The organism is Streptomyces sp. NPDC014991 (genome assembly GCF_043080665.1).
GTDB lineage: Bacteria > Actinomycetota > Actinomycetes > Streptomycetales > Streptomycetaceae > Streptomyces.
Window position 1 is genome coordinate 1 of sequence record NZ_JBIBVY010000036.1, and the last position, 15,217, is coordinate 15,217.

The 15,217-nt window shown below is 73.5% G+C and carries 15 protein-coding genes; 7 read left to right on the top strand and 8 right to left on the bottom strand.

Annotated elements, in window-relative coordinates; genetic code table 11:
* Positions 1–242: 242 nt before the first annotated feature.
* Positions 243–680 carry a hypothetical protein gene (locus ACF1BE_RS33775; RefSeq protein WP_392202817.1) on the bottom strand — a complete coding sequence of 146 codons (438 nt, stop codon included), beginning with the start codon at positions 678–680 and terminating at the stop codon, positions 243–245.
* Between the two features lie 234 nt (positions 681–914).
* Between ACF1BE_RS33775 and ACF1BE_RS33780 the strand changes: the two genes are divergently transcribed.
* The 4 genes from ACF1BE_RS33780 (at position 915) to fxsA (ending at position 4,986) form a co-directional block, all read left to right on the top strand.
* Positions 915–1,355: an Lrp/AsnC family transcriptional regulator gene (locus tag ACF1BE_RS33780; protein WP_356824546.1), complete on the top strand. Its 441-nt coding sequence runs from the start codon at positions 915–917 to the stop codon at positions 1,353–1,355.
* 52 nt (positions 1,356–1,407) lie between these two features.
* Positions 1,408–3,012 (top strand): amidohydrolase, encoded by a 1,605-nt coding sequence (locus tag ACF1BE_RS33785; RefSeq protein WP_392202818.1) that lies wholly within the window; start codon positions 1,408–1,410, stop codon positions 3,010–3,012.
* Positions 3,013–3,567: 555 nt separating this feature from the next.
* Entirely contained in the window at positions 3,568–4,362 is a 795-nt protein-coding gene (locus ACF1BE_RS33790; protein ID WP_392202819.1) for a polyprenol monophosphomannose synthase, read from the top strand.
* A 72-nt stretch (positions 4,363–4,434) separates the two neighbouring features.
* Entirely contained in the window at positions 4,435–4,986 is a 552-nt protein-coding gene (gene fxsA / locus ACF1BE_RS33795) for an FxsA family membrane protein (RefSeq protein WP_392202820.1), read from the top strand.
* A gap of 102 nt (positions 4,987–5,088) precedes the next feature.
* On the opposite strand, the gene ACF1BE_RS33800 is transcribed toward fxsA, so the two are convergent.
* From ACF1BE_RS33800 to ACF1BE_RS33815, 4 genes are all read right to left on the bottom strand, one after another.
* A complete protein-coding gene (locus tag ACF1BE_RS33800) occupies positions 5,089–5,463 on the bottom strand; it encodes an RNA polymerase-binding protein RbpA (RefSeq protein WP_361987590.1) in 375 nt (124 codons plus the stop codon).
* Between the two features lie 278 nt (positions 5,464–5,741).
* A complete protein-coding gene (locus tag ACF1BE_RS33805; RefSeq protein WP_392202821.1) occupies positions 5,742–7,088 on the bottom strand; it encodes an MFS transporter in 1,347 nt (448 codons plus the stop codon).
* A gap of 52 nt (positions 7,089–7,140) precedes the next feature.
* Complete coding sequence (locus ACF1BE_RS33810; protein ID WP_392202822.1) at positions 7,141–7,917, bottom strand: glycerophosphodiester phosphodiesterase; 777 nt, start codon at positions 7,915–7,917, stop codon at positions 7,141–7,143.
* Complete coding sequence (locus ACF1BE_RS33815) at positions 7,914–8,570, bottom strand: YitT family protein (RefSeq protein WP_392202823.1); 657 nt, start codon at positions 8,568–8,570, stop codon at positions 7,914–7,916. The genes ACF1BE_RS33810 and ACF1BE_RS33815 overlap by 4 nt, the downstream gene beginning before the upstream one ends.
* 102 nt (positions 8,571–8,672) lie before the next feature.
* Here ACF1BE_RS33815 and ACF1BE_RS33820 point away from each other — a divergent pair, with 102 nt between their 5' ends.
* Complete coding sequence (locus ACF1BE_RS33820; RefSeq protein ID WP_392202824.1) at positions 8,673–10,181, top strand: PLP-dependent aminotransferase family protein; 1,509 nt, start codon at positions 8,673–8,675, stop codon at positions 10,179–10,181.
* Between the two features lie 238 nt (positions 10,182–10,419).
* On the opposite strand, the gene ACF1BE_RS33825 is transcribed toward ACF1BE_RS33820, so the two are convergent.
* Together ACF1BE_RS33825 and ACF1BE_RS33830 are read right to left on the bottom strand one after the other, a co-directional pair.
* The gene (locus ACF1BE_RS33825; protein ID WP_392202825.1) at positions 10,420–12,060 is read right to left on the bottom strand and encodes a hypothetical protein; all 1,641 of its coding nucleotides are present in this window, start codon (positions 12,058–12,060) and stop codon (positions 10,420–10,422) included.
* Between the two features lie 40 nt (positions 12,061–12,100).
* Entirely contained in the window at positions 12,101–12,295 is a 195-nt protein-coding gene (locus tag ACF1BE_RS33830; RefSeq protein WP_392202826.1) for a hypothetical protein, read from the bottom strand.
* Positions 12,296–12,660: 365 nt separating this feature from the next.
* Here ACF1BE_RS33830 and ACF1BE_RS33835 point away from each other — a divergent pair, with 365 nt between their 5' ends.
* Both ACF1BE_RS33835 and ACF1BE_RS33840 read left to right on the top strand, forming a co-directional pair.
* Positions 12,661–13,053 carry an ankyrin repeat domain-containing protein gene (locus tag ACF1BE_RS33835; protein WP_361987578.1) on the top strand — a complete coding sequence of 131 codons (393 nt, stop codon included), beginning with the start codon at positions 12,661–12,663 and terminating at the stop codon, positions 13,051–13,053.
* 300 nt (positions 13,054–13,353) lie between these two features.
* The gene (locus tag ACF1BE_RS33840; protein WP_392202827.1) at positions 13,354–14,772 is read left to right on the top strand and encodes a HEAT repeat domain-containing protein; all 1,419 of its coding nucleotides are present in this window, start codon (positions 13,354–13,356) and stop codon (positions 14,770–14,772) included.
* 147 nt (positions 14,773–14,919) lie between these two features.
* Here the strand turns inward: ACF1BE_RS33840 and ACF1BE_RS33845 are convergent.
* Positions 14,920–15,217: hypothetical protein (locus ACF1BE_RS33845; protein WP_392202828.1), on the bottom strand; the 298-nt coding region annotated here is incomplete at its 5' end.

Sequence of the window (15,217 nt, forward strand, 5' to 3'; positions counted from 1 at the left end):
GCTGGACTGGTACAACTACCACCGACCCCACACCGGCATCGGCGGCCACACCCCAGCCAGCCGCGTCACCAACCTCTCCGGACAGCACACCTAGGACCGCCTCCCGCCCGTCGCCGGGCCTACGCCGCGGAGCCGCCGTCCCGGCCGGCCCCCAGCACGCCGCTCCCCGCACCACGACAGCCCGCGCGCCGCGCGCGGTCCGGTACGGGTACGGGGAGGGAGGCGGGCCGGAGCCGGGTGCGTCAGGCGGCCTCGCGGCGCATCGCCGGTACGCGCATCGGGCGCGAGCCCGGGCCCCCGACGTGCGAGAAGGGCTGCGTCCGCCAGTCCAGACCCTGGGGGAGCGTCAGCAGCAGGGCGGTGTCCTGCTCCTGGGGTTCGCAGGACTCGTCCGCCGGGCGGGCATCGGCCGCCGCACGGCCCGTGCCCGCGCACACCGTCAGCCCGAACGGGTTCCACGGCGAGGCGCACAGCGCGTGCTCCGGCAGGACCTCCTCGTCCGCCAGCAACGCGATCGGCTGCGCGCAGTCCGGGCAGATCACCCGGTACATCTCGAAGGTGTCGTAGGCGTCCAGTTCCTCGTCGAAGAGGTCGTCGGGTTCGACGCCCTCCGGCTCGGGCTCGAGGAGCGGCTGCTGCCGTGCGGACGCGGAACGATCAGGGTGGCTGACACTCTGCATGGGTTTCTCCCCCTAAGACTGGGCCGTGACGGCACTGCGGTCCCGGCCACAGCAAGCACTTCCCGTCCGGTCCCGGCGGTAATCACGAGAACATCACGGAGCCCACACCGGGTGTGTGGTGTTGGTCACATGCCGCGCGCAGATGCCCGTCCCGGTACGTTTTCCGCCCCGCGGGGAATGACCTGCGCCTCCGAGGTGTCCCAGGAGATCAGGCGCCCTGTAGGTTTTGGCGGCATGGAGGAGCTGGACCGTCAGATCGTGCAGCTGCTCGTCGTCGACGGGCGGATGAGCTACACAGACCTGGGCAAGGCCACGGGCCTGTCCACGTCGGCCGTGCACCAGCGCGTGCGCCGGCTGGAGCAGCGTGGTGTCATCCGTGGCTATGCCGCGGTGGTCGACCCCGAGGCCGTCGGGCTGCCGCTCACAGCGTTCATCTCGGTCAAACCGTTCGACCCCAGCGCCCCCGACGACATCGCGGAACGCCTCGCCGGCGTCCCCGAGATCGAGGCCTGCCACAGCGTGGCCGGCGACGAGAACTACATCCTCAAGGTGCGCGTCGCCACCCCGCACGAACTGGAGGAACTTCTGGCCCGGGTGCGCAGCCTCGCCGGCGTCTCCACCCGCACCACCGTGGTGCTGTCGACCCCCTACGAGGCGCGCGCCCCGAAGATCTGACCGGCCCGCCCCGCTGCCCGGCGGGAGCCGCGCACGCGAGAGACTGTGCGTCATGAGTGAGCAGTCCGCCCAGCCCCAGACCGTCCTCCTGCGCCGCGGGGAGGTGCACAGCCCCGCCGACCCCTTCGCCACCGCGATGGTGGTGGAGCGCGGCCAGGTCGCCTGGGTCGGCTCCGAGGGCGCCGCCGACGCCTTCGCCGACGGCGTGGACGAGGTGGTCGACCTCGACGGCGCCCTCGTCACCCCGGCCTTCACCGACGCCCATGTGCACACCACCGCCACAGGCCTCGCCCTGACCGGCCTCGACCTGTCCGGCGCCCCTTCCCTGGAGGCGGCCCTCGCCCGGATCCGCGAGTTCGCCGCCGCCCGCCCCGGCGACCGGGTCCTGCTGGGCCACGGCTGGGACGCCGCCCGCTGGCCCGGCGGCCGCCCGCCGACCCGTGCGGAGCTGGACGCCGCCACCGGCGGACGCCCGCTGTACCTGTCCCGCATCGACGTGCACTCGGCGGTCGTCACCACCGGCCTGCTGGACCTGGTCCCCGGCGGCGTCCCCCGCGAGGACATCCCGCTCACCCGGGACGCCCACCACGCCGTACGCGAGGCCGCCCTCGCCGCCGTCACCCCGGCCCAGCGCGCCGAGGCCCAGCGCACCGCCCTGGCCCACGCGGCCTCCCTGGGCATCGGCACCGTCCACGAGTGCGGCGGCCCGCAGATCTCCTCCGAGGACGACTTCACCGCCCTGCTGGAACTCGCCGCCGGGACGCCGGGCCCCCGCGTGGTCGGTTACTGGGCGGAACAGGACCCGGCGAAGGCCCGCGAGCTGGGCGCGGCCGGTGCCGCGGGCGACCTCTTCGCCGACGGCGCCCTCGGCTCGCACACCGCGTGCCTGCACGAGCCCTACGCCGACGCCGGCCACACCGGCACCGCCTACCTGGACGCCGACGCCGTCGCCGCCCACGTCCTGGCCTGCACGGAGGCCGGCCTCCAGGCAGGCTTCCACGCCATCGGAGACGCCGCCGTGACCGCCGTGGTCGACGGAGTGCGCGCCGCCGCCGAGAAGGCGGGCCTCGCCCGGATCCGCGCCGCCCGGCACCGCGTCGAGCACGCCGAGATGCTCACCCCCGAGACCATCGCCGGCTTCGCCGAACTGGGCCTGATCGCCTCCGTCCAGCCCGCCTTCGACGCGCTGTGGGGCGGCGAGGACGGTATGTACGCCCGGCGGCTGGGTGCCGAGCGGGCCCGCACCCTCAACCCTTACGCCGCCCTGCTGCGCTCCGGGGTACCGCTCGCGTTCGGCTCCGACAGCCCGGTCACCCCCCTCGACCCGTGGGGCACGGTCCGCGCCGCCGCCTTCCACCACACCCCCGGGCACCGGATCTCCGTCCGTGCCGCGTTCACCGCGCACACGCGGGGCGGCTGGCGGGCCGTCGGACGCGACGACGCCGGTGTCCTCGTCCCGGGGGCGCCCGCGGACTACGCCGTCTGGCGGACCGACGAGCTGATCGTCCAGGCCCCCGACGACCGGGTCGCCCGCTGGTCCACCGACCCGCGCTCCGGCACCCCGGGTCTGCCCGACCTCAGCCCCGGCCGCGACCTGCCGGTCTGCCTGCGCACCGTGGTGGGCGGCCGGACGGTGTTCGTACGGCCGGGCGAGTGATCTCCCGGGGTGGCGCGGCGGCCCCCGGCCGCCGCGGGGCCGCCGCCCCACCTGCGCATCCTCCCCGCCGACTGGGCCGTTCCGGCGGTCTTCCCAGGTCAGGAGGCTGTTGACAGTCAGCGGCGGGGGGCCGGTAGGTTCGGCCGAGTCCACCACCGGACGCCCGACCGAGGAACGTTCAGACACCTGTCGCAGCGCCGCTGGGTCAGGGACGGTGTGCCGCACCGGGCACCGTCGCTGGGAGCCAGGCTCAGCGCCCGCGCCGACGGGAGAACGTCCAGCCGGTCGGCCAGGTGTGACCCGGGTGGGGCCCGGGTGCTCAGTAGACAACGGCTTTCGGTCGATCCGCAGCCAGCGGGTCCCAGGTCGGCCCGAAGGGCGCCGGGCCCCCATCCGCCGTGCCACGGAGGTGGGGCGGACGTAAGGCGAGAAGGCCGCGAACCGGTCTCTTACCCCGTTCTTGTGCGATCGACACCACCGTGCGCACGAGCCGTCACGTCCTTCCAGGCCGGGGCCACTATGGTGGTCCTCTGCGTACGACATGAAGGGGCAGCAGTGAACGACGGCGACGGAACCCTCGCGGCCAAGGCCCAGGAGCGGCGGTTCGGCCCGCTCGGCACGGCCTTGGTGATCATTCCGACCTACAACGAGGCGGAGAACATCAGGACCATCGTCGGCCGGGTACGCGAGGCCGTCCCCGAGGCGCACGTGCTGATCGCGGACGACAACAGCCCCGACGGCACCGGCAAGCTCGCCGACGAGCTGGCCGCCGGGGACGACCACGTCCAGGTGCTGCACCGCAAGGGCAAGGAGGGCCTCGGCGCCGCCTACCTCGCGGGCTTCCGCTGGGGCCTGGAGCACGACTACGGCGTGCTGATCGAGATGGACGCCGACGGCTCTCACCAGCCCGAGGAACTGCCCCGGCTGCTCACCGCCCTCAAGGGTGCCGACCTGGTCCTCGGTTCCCGCTGGGTGCCCGGCGGCCGGGTGGTGAACTGGCCCAAGTCCCGCGAGTTCCTCTCCCGCGGCGGCTCGACCTACTCGCGGCTCCTGCTCGACGTGCCGATCCGTGACGTGACCGGCGGCTTCCGGGCCTTCCGCCGCGAGACCCTGGAGGGACTGGGTCTCGCCGACGTCTCCTCGCAGGGCTACTGCTTCCAGGTCGACCTCGCGCGCCGCGCGGTGAAGGCCGGCTACCACGTCGTCGAGGTCCCCATCACCTTCGTCGAGCGCGAACTGGGCGACTCCAAGATGAGCCGCGACATCGTGGTCGAGGCGCTGTGGCGGGTCACCGCCTGGGGGGTCGGCGACCGCATCGGCAAGCTCACCGGCAAGGACAGGCAGGCCTGACCGGCCCCCTTCGCGGCCCCGGCCGATCACTCCCTTATCCCGCGCTGAGCCGCGCCCAGGCACACTGGGAGCATGACGACTGGCGCTCCGACCTCCCCGTACACCGTCCGCCCCCGGCGCTCCCGGCTGCGCAGGTATGTGCCGCTGGGCCTCGCCGTGTGGCTGGTGCTGGAGATCTGGCTGCTCACCCTGGTCGCGGGTGCGGCGGGGGGCCTCAGCGTGCTCCTGCTGCTCATGGCGGGCGTCGTGGCCGGCTCCGTGATCATCAAGCGGGCGGGGCGCCGCGCCTTCGAGAACCTGAACGAGGCACTCCAGCGGGGCGGCTCGCCGGCGCGCGGCGGCGGCAACGGCCTGACGATGCTCGGCGGTCTGCTGCTCATGATCCCCGGCCCGGTCTCGGACGCCGTGGGTCTGCTCCTGCTGCTCCCGCCGGTGCAGAGGGCCGTGAGCCGCCGCACCGAGAGCGCCCTGGAGCGCAGGCTCCGCAAGGCCGCCCCCGGCAGTCTGGGCGACGCCTTCCAGCAGGCCCGCGCCCACCGGCCCGACGGCAGGGTGGTGCAGGGCGAGGTCATCAGGGAGGACCGCCCGGAGCAGGGGGAGCGGCGCCCTCCGCTGACGCGCTGACCCGGTGCCGCCAGGCGGCGGCACCGCCGTCCGGACGGCACGAAACCGCGGGCGCCGTACGTCTTCACGTACGGCGCCCGCGGTTACTGGTGCTGTCTCGCGTTATGCGCTCTTGCGGCTGTCCCTGGGGTGAACGGCGATGTTCATCGCCCCGGAACGGAGAACCGCCAGACGCTCCTCGAGGACCTCTTCGAGTTCCTCGCGGGTACGTCGCTCCATCAGCATGTCCCAATGGGTACGCGCGGGCTTGGCCTTCTTCTCTTCCGGGCCGTCGCCGTCCACCAGGAGTGCCGGGGCCCCGCAGACCTTGCACTCCCACTCCGGCGGGATCTCCGCCTCGACCGAGAAGGGCATCTCGAAGCGATGGCCCCTCTCACATGCGTACTCCACGGCCTGGCGCGGGGCCAGGTCGATGCCGCGGTCCGTCTCGTAGCTGGTCACCACGAGGCGCGTACCGCGAAGAGCTCGCTCACTCATGAATCGTGCCTCCCGGGCTTTGTCGCCCACAGGACAGGTGTCGCTGTCGTCGTCATCCGGTCAACGTCCGGTCGGCGGTAAAGATTCCCGTTCCGAGTCCCGTTCCGGGTCGTGCGTCGCCGTCGTAGCCGCCCCTTGTTCTACCCACAGGCACCCGCTTTGTCACATCTGCTAGCAGATGTCACCCAGCGCTCCGGCATCTTTGACGCGCAGTAACGGTACGCCTGGCAGGCCAAACGCGTACACTACCGCCTTTCGCGCCGAGTGCTAAATCGGCGCTAGATCCTTTCCGGTACCGGGTTCCCCGCCTCGCCGATCGCACGCCGCACCGGCACCCGTGCGAGCAGCACGAAACCGATCACGAAGAAGGCCACCAGCGACACGATGGCGGACCGATAACTTCCGGTCAGCTGGTAGGTCACGCCGAACAGCAGCGGACCGAGCCAGCTCATCCCGCGGTCGCTCAGCTCGTACGCGGAGAAGTACTCGGCCTCCTTGCCCGGCGGCACCAGGTGCGAGAACAGCGACCGGGACAGCGCCTGGCTGCCGCCGAGGACCAGGCCGATCCCGGCGGCCAGCACGAAGAACCACACCGGGGCCCTCGCGGGCAGGAAGTAGCCGGCGGCGAGCGTGACCGTCCACGCCACCAGCGAGCCGAGGATCGTCCGCCGAGCGCCGTACGCCCGCGCCAGCCGCCCCATGGCCAGCGCCCCCGCCACGGCCAGCACCTGCACCAGCAGCACCGCCCCGATGAGCGTCGACTGCCCGAGTCCCAGCTCCTCGGAGCCGTAGACGGAGGCCTGCGAGATCACCGTCTGGATCCCGTCGTTGTAGACGAGGTACGCCAGCAGGAACGCCAGCGTCAGCGGGTGCCGGCGCATGTCCCGGACCGTCGCCGCCAGCTGCCGCGCTCCGGGCGCCGTCGCCCCCGCCACGCGCACGCGGCGGTCGCGCAGCCTGCGCAGCGGTACGAGCGTGAACGCGCCCCACCACAGGCCTGCCGAGGCCAGGCAGACGCGGACCGCGGCCGACTCGGTCAGGCCGAAGGAGTCGTGCGCCGAGTACAGGACCAGGTCGGCCACGAGGACCAGCGAGCCGGCCGCGTAACCGAAGGCCCAGCCGCGCGAGGAGACGGCGTCGCGCTGCTCGGGCGGCGCGATCTGCGGCAGGTAGGAGTTGTAGAGCATCATCCCGACGGACTGCGCCGCGTTGGCCACGAGGAGCAGCACCCCGCCGAGCAGGTACCGGTCGCCGTCCAGCAGGAACATGCCCGTGGTCGCCGCCGCCCCGGTGTACGCCGCCGCGGCGAGCAGCGGCTTCCGGCGGCCCGTGCGGTCGGCCGCGCTGCCCACGAGGGGCATCACGACGACCGCCAGGATCACCGAAAGGGACACCGAGTAGGCGAAGAAGGAGCCCGCCCGGACCGGGACGCCCAGCGGATGCACATAGCCGTCGCCGTCCGCCGCACGCTCGGCCACCGAGGTGAGGTAGGGGCCGAGGAAGACCGTGAGGACGCTGGTCGAGTAGACCGAGCACGCCCAGTCGTAGACGTACCAGCCGTGCTGTTCGCGCCTGAGTCCGGCGGCCTCGTCCGCCACCGGTGCGCGCACGGTCTCCGTGCCCACCCGTGCCCTCGCCTCCCCGCCGCGGTGCCCTGCGAAGGCGCGGGCCGGCCGGTCAGACCCAGACGCCGCGGTCCTCCATGACCTTGCGCAGCATGTCGATGTGATCGGTCATGATGCCATCAACTCCGAGATCCAGGAGCCGGTGCACGCGCCGGGGCTCGTTGACCGTCCACACGTGCACGTGCAGCCCGCGCGCGTGGGCCGCGCGCACGAAGCGCTGGTCCACCACGGGCACGCCCGACTGCGCCTCGGGCACCTGCGCGGCCACGGCCGACCGGCGCACCGCACCCGGCAGCCCCCAGGAGCGCAGCCGCAGGTTGAGCACCCCGCGCGTCCCGAACGAGGTGGCCAGGCGCGGCCCGCCCAGCCGCTGGGCCCGCAGCACGCGCGCCTCCGAGAAGGAGCCCACACACACCCGGTCCCAGGCGTCCGCGCGCTCGATCAGCCCCAGCAGGGGCCGCAGCGCGGGCTCCGCCTTGACGTCGACGTTCCAGCGCACCTCGGGGAAGGTCTCCAGCAGTTCCTCGAACAGCGGCACCGGTTCCCGGCCGCCCACGCGCGCGTGCCGTATCTCCGCCCACGGCAGGTCGGCGATCCGGCCCGCCCCGTCGGTGACCCGGTCCAGCGTCGCGTCGTGGAAGGCGACCAGCCGGCCGTCCGCCGAGGCGTGCACATCGGTCTCGATGTACCGGTAACCCAGTTCCACCGCGCGGTGGAACTGCGCCACGGTGTTCTCCAGACCGTCGGCTGCCCCGCCCCGGTGGGCGAACGCGATCGGGCCGGGATGGTCCAGGTACGGGTGGCGCGGGGCCGGTGTCGTGAGGCTCACGGACGCAGTATGACCCCCTCCGGTGTCGCGGTGGCGACGACCGCCCTGCCGGCCGGTGCCGGCGGCACGGCGAACATGCGCAGGAACAGCTGGACCAGCGGGCCGATGGCCACGGCGTACAGCAGGGTGCCCAGGCCGATGGTGCCGCCCAGGGCGAACCCGGTGACCACCACCGTCACCTCGACCGCCGTCCGCATCAGCCGGACCGACCGGCCGGTGCGCCGGTGCAGACCCGTCATCAGCCCGTCGCGCGGGCCCGGCCCGAAACTCGCCGCGATGTACAGGCCGGTCGCCACGCCGTTCAGCGCGATCCCCGCCAGCAGCAACGGGACGCGTACGGCGAGGGAACGGACGTCCGGGACGAGCGCGAGCGTGCCGTCCATGGCGAGGCCCACCACGAAGACGTTGGAGACCGTGCCGAGCCCGGGCCGCTGGCGCAGCGGGATCCACAGCAGCAGCACCACCGCGCCCACGATGATCGACACGACCCCGATGCTCAGCCCGGTCAGTTCCGCGAGCCCCTGGTGCAGCACGTTCCAGGGCTCCAGGCCCAGGTCGGCGGCCACGAGCAGCGCGGAACTCGCGCCGTAGAGCACGAGCCCGGCGTAGAGCTGGATCAACCGTCGTCCGACATGGCGGCCGGGAGCGGACACGACATACCCCCCTGGGTAGTGGAACTGGACTGGCACATGTCACTCTGTGGCTTGGGATGGAAGCCCATCCATGGCCAATCCTGGGAAGGTGGACTGATCTTCGTGGCGCAGTGGACCTCGGCGGTGGGAGCCGCACAGCTCGCCCGCCTCCTCAACTCCCAGCAGGACCGCCCGGCCGGCCCCGGCACCCGCCGCCCCCCCGCCTATCGTGCCCTCGCCGACGGCATCCGGCTGCTCGTGCTCGAGGGCCGGGTCCCGGTGGCCGCCCGCCTCCCCGCGGAACGCGAACTCGCCCTGTCCCTCTCCGTGAGCCGCACGACCGTCGCGGCGGCCTACGAGGCGCTGCGCGGCGAGGGCTTCCTGGAGTCCCGGCGCGGAGCCGGCAGCTGGACCGCCGTACCGGCCGGCAACCCGGTCCCCGCCCGGGGACTCGAACCGCTGCCCCCGGAAGCCCTCGGTTCGATGATCGACCTGGGCTGCGCCTCGCTGCCGGCGCCCGAGCCGTGGCTCACCCGGGCCGTGCGCGGCGCCCTGGAGGACCTGCCGCCGTACGCCCACACGCACGGCGACTACCCGGCCGGACTGCCCGCCCTGCGCTCGATGATCGCCGAGCGGTACACCACGAGCGGCATCCCCACCATGCCCGAGCAGATCATGGTGACGACCGGCGCGATGGGCGCCATCGACGCCATCTGCCATCTCTTCGCGGGCCGCGGCGAACGCATCGCCGTGGAGTCCCCGTCCTACGCCAACATCCTCCAGCTGATGCGGGAGACGGGCGCCCGGCTCGTCCCCATCGCGATGGCCGAGGGGCTCTCCGGCTGGGACATGGACCGCTGGCGTGAGGTCCTGCGCGAGGCCGCGCCCCGTATCGCCTATGTCGTCGCCGACTTCCACAACCCCACCGGGGCCCTCGCCGACGAGGACCAGCGGCGCCGGCTGGTGGACGCGGCCCGCTCGGCCGGCACGGTCCTCGTCGCCGACGAGACGATGACCGAGCTGTGGCTCGACGAGGAGTTCCGGACCGGCGGCATGCCCCGGCCGGTGTGCGGTTTCGACCCGGCCGGCTCCACGGTGATCACGGTCGGCTCGGCCAGCAAGGCGTTCTGGGCGGGCATGCGCATCGGCTGGGTACGGGCGGCGCCCGACGTCATCCGCAGTCTGGTCGCCGCCCGCGCGTACGCCGACCTGGGCACGCCGGTGCTGGAACAGCTGGCCGTGAACTGGCTGTTCAGCACCGGGGGCTGGGAGCAGGCGGTCGACCTGCGCCGCGCCCAGGCCCGCGAGAACCGGGACGCGCTGGTGGCCGCGCTCCGCCGGGAACTGCCCAGCTGGGAGTTCGAGGTGCCGCGCGGCGGCCTGACCCTCTGGGTCCGCACCGGCGGCCTCTCGGGCTCCCGCCTCGCCGAAGCGGGCGAACGGACCGGCGTCCGGGTTCCGTCCGGCCCCCGCTTCGGCGTCGACGGCGCGTTCGAGGGCTACGTGCGGCTTCCGTTCACCGTCGGGGGAGCGGTGGCGGACGAGGCGGCGGCCCGGCTCGCCGCCGCGGCCCGGCTGGTGGAATCGGGCGCGACGGGAGCGGGGGAGTCACCGCGGACACTCGTGGCGTAGGACGGGCGTGGGAGACGACCTCCCCGGCGGGCGCGGGCAGCCGCGCGAGCGGCAGGCCCCCGCCCGCCGACGCCACCGCGCGAACCTGGAACGCCCGCCCACGCGAGGAACGCCCTGCGCCAGGACCTCGTTCGCCGCGGGCGTCCTGGGCCCTGCGTCACGCACGTACCGCGCCCGATAAGCGCCCGACGTTCCGACACGACGTTCCAGCAGCCACCGGTGCTGCGGCCGGCCCGGCTCAGGCGGTCTCGGCGCCCACGGCCTCCGCCGCCAGCGGTGCCCGCTCGACCGCCGGCTCCGTGGACTCCGTCGGCTTCGCCATGTCCAGCGGTACCGGAGCCTCCGCGTCCGCGGGCGTGCTCCGCGCCGGCAGCAGCGCCAGCACCGCCTGCCGGTCGGCGTCGCTCGTGGCGTCGTCGTACGGATCCGGCGTCCGCGGGACCTGGAGCCGGTGCACCGGACCGGACCCCAGCCGGGCGTACCCCCGCCCGGGCGGCATGTACGCGAGCGGGGTCGTGTGCGGTGGCGCGCCCAGCACCGCCTCCACCTGCTGCGGCGCCGCGGCCCCGAGCACGACACGCGCGCGCGTGTGCTGCCGTACCGCCTCGCTCAGCGCCTCCCCGCTCTCGAACTGTTCGGCGACGACCACGGTGACGTTCGCCGCGCGGCCGTGCCGCAACGGCACCTGGAGCAGCGCCTGCGGGTCCTTGCGGCCCTCCGCCCCCGCGAGATGGGCGAAGACGCCCGGCCGGTCCAGCAGGATCCACAGCGGGCGCCGGGTGTCCTCGGGCGGCGGCTCGCCCGCCTGCCGGGCCAGGTTGATCGCGATGAGCCGCCGCTCGGTCTCCTGCGCGGTCCACTCCAGGCTGGCCAGCGCCCCGGCGAGGGCGCACTCCACGGCGAGTACGCCGTCCCGGCCGGTCAGGCACGCGTACTCGCCGGTGCCGCCGCCGTCGACGATCAGCACATCGCCGTACTCCAGGGCCTGGAGGGCGATGGAGCGCAGGAGCGTGGAGGTGCCGCTGCCGGGATGGCCCATGGCCAGCAGGTGCGGCTCGGTGGAGCGGATGCCGGTGCGCCAGACGATGGGCGGGACGTCGATCCGTTCCTCGCCGTACGAGAGCGGGAGCGTGCGCTGGACCTCGCTCGGGTCGGTGAAGCCGAGGACGGTCTCTCCCGGCGCGGTGACGAAGCGCTGGGCCGGGACGTCGGCGGGCAGCGGGGCGAGCACGGTGACGGCGAGCCGGTTGCCCTCCTCGTCCCACGCGAAGTGGTATTCGCGGCCCCGGCCGGCCTTCACGGTGAGCAGCCGCTCGATCCGCGCGCGGGCCGCGGGGTCGCCGTCCGGGAAGTAGGCGGGGTAGCGGATCACGAGATGACCGACGCGGCCGGCGTCGTCGAACTCGTGGTCCGTGAAGGCGTTCTCCCACTCCCCGCCGTGCACGTACAGCGGCGCCGGGTCATCGGGGCCGGAGAAGTACGGCACCAGGGCCTCGTACAGCGCCTGGAGCCGTTCGGACTGGGACTCGTCGGGTCCGTCGGCTGCCGACGGGGTGCGGTCGCGGCCCTGCCAGGCCGCCGCCGCCATCACGGTGACGACGGTGAGCAGCGGGCCGTACGGCACCAGCGTCACGACCAGGACCAGGGAGGCCACCAGGAACAGCAGCGGCCCGCGTTTGTCCTTGGGGGTCTCCGCCCACCTGCGCCGCCCGGCCGAGGCCAGCCGGCGCAGTCCGCGCGAGACGGTGATCAGCGGGTGGAGGACGTCGGTGGCGCTGTCGGCCGCCGTCCGGGCCAGCTCCCGGCTCCGGGCGATCTGCGTCCGGGCGATCTGCGCGCTGTCTTTGCTCAGAATGCGGGGGAGAGGGCGCCGGGCCACTGCTGTCTCCTGATCGTGCGTACGGGCATGACGGGCGGGGTCAGAACTTGATGCCGCCGAGGAGGCTTGCCAGGCTCTCGCCGCCGGCCTTGATGCTGGGGGCGATGGCCGTGCTCGACAGGTAGAAGCCGAACAGGACCGAGACCGTGGCGTGCGAGCCCTTCAGTCCGTCCTTGCGGAAGAAGAGGAAGACGATGATGCCGAGCAGGAACACGCCTGACAGGGAGAGGATCATTTCGGGCTCCTGGTGTCGAAGGTGGGGGACAGTCACCATGAGTTCTTCCAGGATCACAGGATGTATCCATACGATTAAAGGTGCAACTGGGTGAAATCCGGCTGTTTTCCTCCACTTGGCGGAGCCGTTGCGGCCCCGCTGACCAGGCCGATCGCCTCCGGCGGGCGGTGATGGCGATCCTTACCTCGGGCACATCGGGTCATGTGCCGCAAGAGCCAGTACGCTGGCGATTCACTCGTACGGCCGCGCTCCGCTCGCATGTCGTACGCTCGCTCGGTCCCGAAGCGGGCTCCGAGCGGCCCCGAAGCGGTCCCCGAGCAGTCCCGAAGCAGTCCCCGCATACGCAAGGAGAGGCGGTCCGGCCGATGAGCGAAGCCCCCGACCCCGAGGTCGTGGAGCTGGCGACCAAGATCTTCGATCTGGCCCGGCAGGGGCAGACCGAGGCGCTCGTGGCGTATGTGGACGCGGGCGTCCCGGCCAACCTCACCAACGACCGGGGAGACTCCCTGGTGATGCTCGCCGCCTACCACGGCCACGCCGACGCGGTCCGCGCGCTGCTCGCCCGCGGCGCGGCGGCTGACCAGATCAACGACCGGGGCCAGACCCCCCTCGCCGGCGCCGTCTTCAAGGGCGAGACGGACGTGATCAAGGCCCTGCTCGAGGGCGGGGCCGATCCTTCCGCGGGAACGCCGTCGGCCGTCGACACGGCCCGGATGTTCGGCAAGACGGAGCTTCTGGAGCTGTTCGGCGTCCGCTGACGGCGACGTCCCGACCAGATACGACACGCAAAACGGGGGAGGCGGTAGCAGGCCGCCGGAAATACGGTCGCGGCAGGACACACCGCGGGTCATCATGACGACGTGATTCACGGACGCGATGGCCGGGCAGGTGATGCCGCACCGCGCGGGCCGTGATGCGGTCCGTATGGGCCACCGACGAGAGGCAGAGAGAGATGGTCTACAGCAAGCAAGAGACGGCGGGCACTCCGACGTTGTGTCGCGCGGCCAGGTAATGCGTGTTTCCCGGTTGCGTCGACGCTTGATGTGAGGCTGTTTCCCATGTTCGATCCGGTCATAGCGCCCAGCGGTACGCTGCTCGGGCTCCTCCAGCGCGGCCGTGGCGACGGCACGCTGCACGCCCTCACCGCCCCGCGCGCCGAAGCGCTCGCGGCCCTGAACCACTGTGTGCTGCGCGATCCCCGCCACGACTGGCAGGTGGAGAACCGCTCCCTGTACTACGCCCGCCTCCACCTCGACCTGAACGGCGAGCTGGACGCCGTCGAGGCGCACCTCTTCGGCGCGCAGGACGTCCTCGACACCGACGAGTCCCGTACCGGTCTCGCACTGGCCGTCCTGGGACACCTCGCCTCCTACGGCCGGCGGGACGCCCTGGAACTGCTGCGCAGGTACGCCGCCCAGGGGTCCAACTGGGCCTGGGCGCTGGACGAGCTGGCCCTGCGGGACGACGACGCGGGCCTGCGCGCCCTCGCCGCTCCCGTGCTGGCCCGCTTCACCACCGATCCCGAGGGCGAGGCCGAGCTGGCCGCCGCCGTGCGCGACGCCTTCGAACCCCGGCCCTGGCGGCTGTGGGCCGACGACCCGCGGCCGTCGGTCGCCACGCGCGTGCGTGCCGCCCAGGAGACCGGCTGTTTCGACCGCTGGCAACGCCAGATGCGCCCTACCGGACCCCGCCCGGGGTGGAGCGTCCGCGCCGTCTTCGAGTGGGCCCAGCAGGGCATGGAGCGCGGTGCCGCCCTGTACGTGCCCGCCGCCCGCTGTCTGGCTGCCGTGGCCGGCCCCGAGGACCGGCCCGAGATTCTCCGGGCCGCGCGGGACGGTATCGACGGAGCCCGCTGCACCGCACTGCGCTACCTCGCCGACGGCAACGATCCCCGCGCTCTCGACCTGATCGCGGCCGCGGTCGCCGACGGCACGCCGGCCGTCGTGGAGGCCGCCGTCGACGCCTTCGAACGGATGCGCAGTGTCGCCGCCGTCGACCGCGCGCGCGGCTGGGCCCAGCGTCCCGACGCGCTCGGTGCCGCCGCCGGCCGCATGCTCGCCTGCCGGGGCGCCGCCCGGGACAGCGACCTCGTCCTCGACGCCCTCCGCGAGGCCGTACGGGGCGAGGGCCCGGACGCACCCACCCTGTGGACACTCGTCGACGGCGCCGGGCGCCTCGGCATCGCCTGCGCGGCGCCCGTGCTGCGCCACATCTACCGCGAGACGGCCTCCTCCCACCTCCGTGGCCGGGCCGCTCGCGCGCTCGCCGCCACCGACCCCTCCTTCGCCACCGGCTTCGCCGTCGAATGCCTGTGGGACTGCGAGGAGACCACCCGCGAACTCGCCGCCCGGCACGCCGAGACCGGTGACGCCCGTGTCGTCGAGCGACTGCGCCGCCTGGCCGCCGACCCGGCCGAGGAGGCAGAGGTACAGACAGCGGTCCGCAGTCGCTTCGGCCCCGACGCGACGCTTGGCTGAGGTTTTGGGCGCGCCGGCCGAGCCCGCGCCCGCCGAGCCCCACACTCCCTGAGGCTCCCTCGCTCCGTGCCCCAGCGGACGGCCGCCCCCTGTACCCGGCGTGGCCGACCGCGCGCTCCGCACCGCCCGGCACCTCGTGGACCACGATCACCATCCGCTCGTGGTCGCCCCCGTACCCCGCGTCGCCCCCGCGCCCGGCAGCGGCCCGGACACCTCCATCGGGTCCGTCGGGACCGTACCGCCGGCGGAGGGAAGGCGTTCGCGGGCGCCGTGGAACTCCTCCGGGAACGCGGTGAACCCGAGCGGCGGGACGCGGCACGCGCGCGTGCCGAGCGCTTCGGCCGGCGAGCGGCCGTGGAAGCGTTCCTGGCGGCTTACGACGCGGCAGTCCTCCCCGCGCCGGGCTCCGCCCCACCCCGCCGGGCTCCGCCCCACCCCGCCGGGC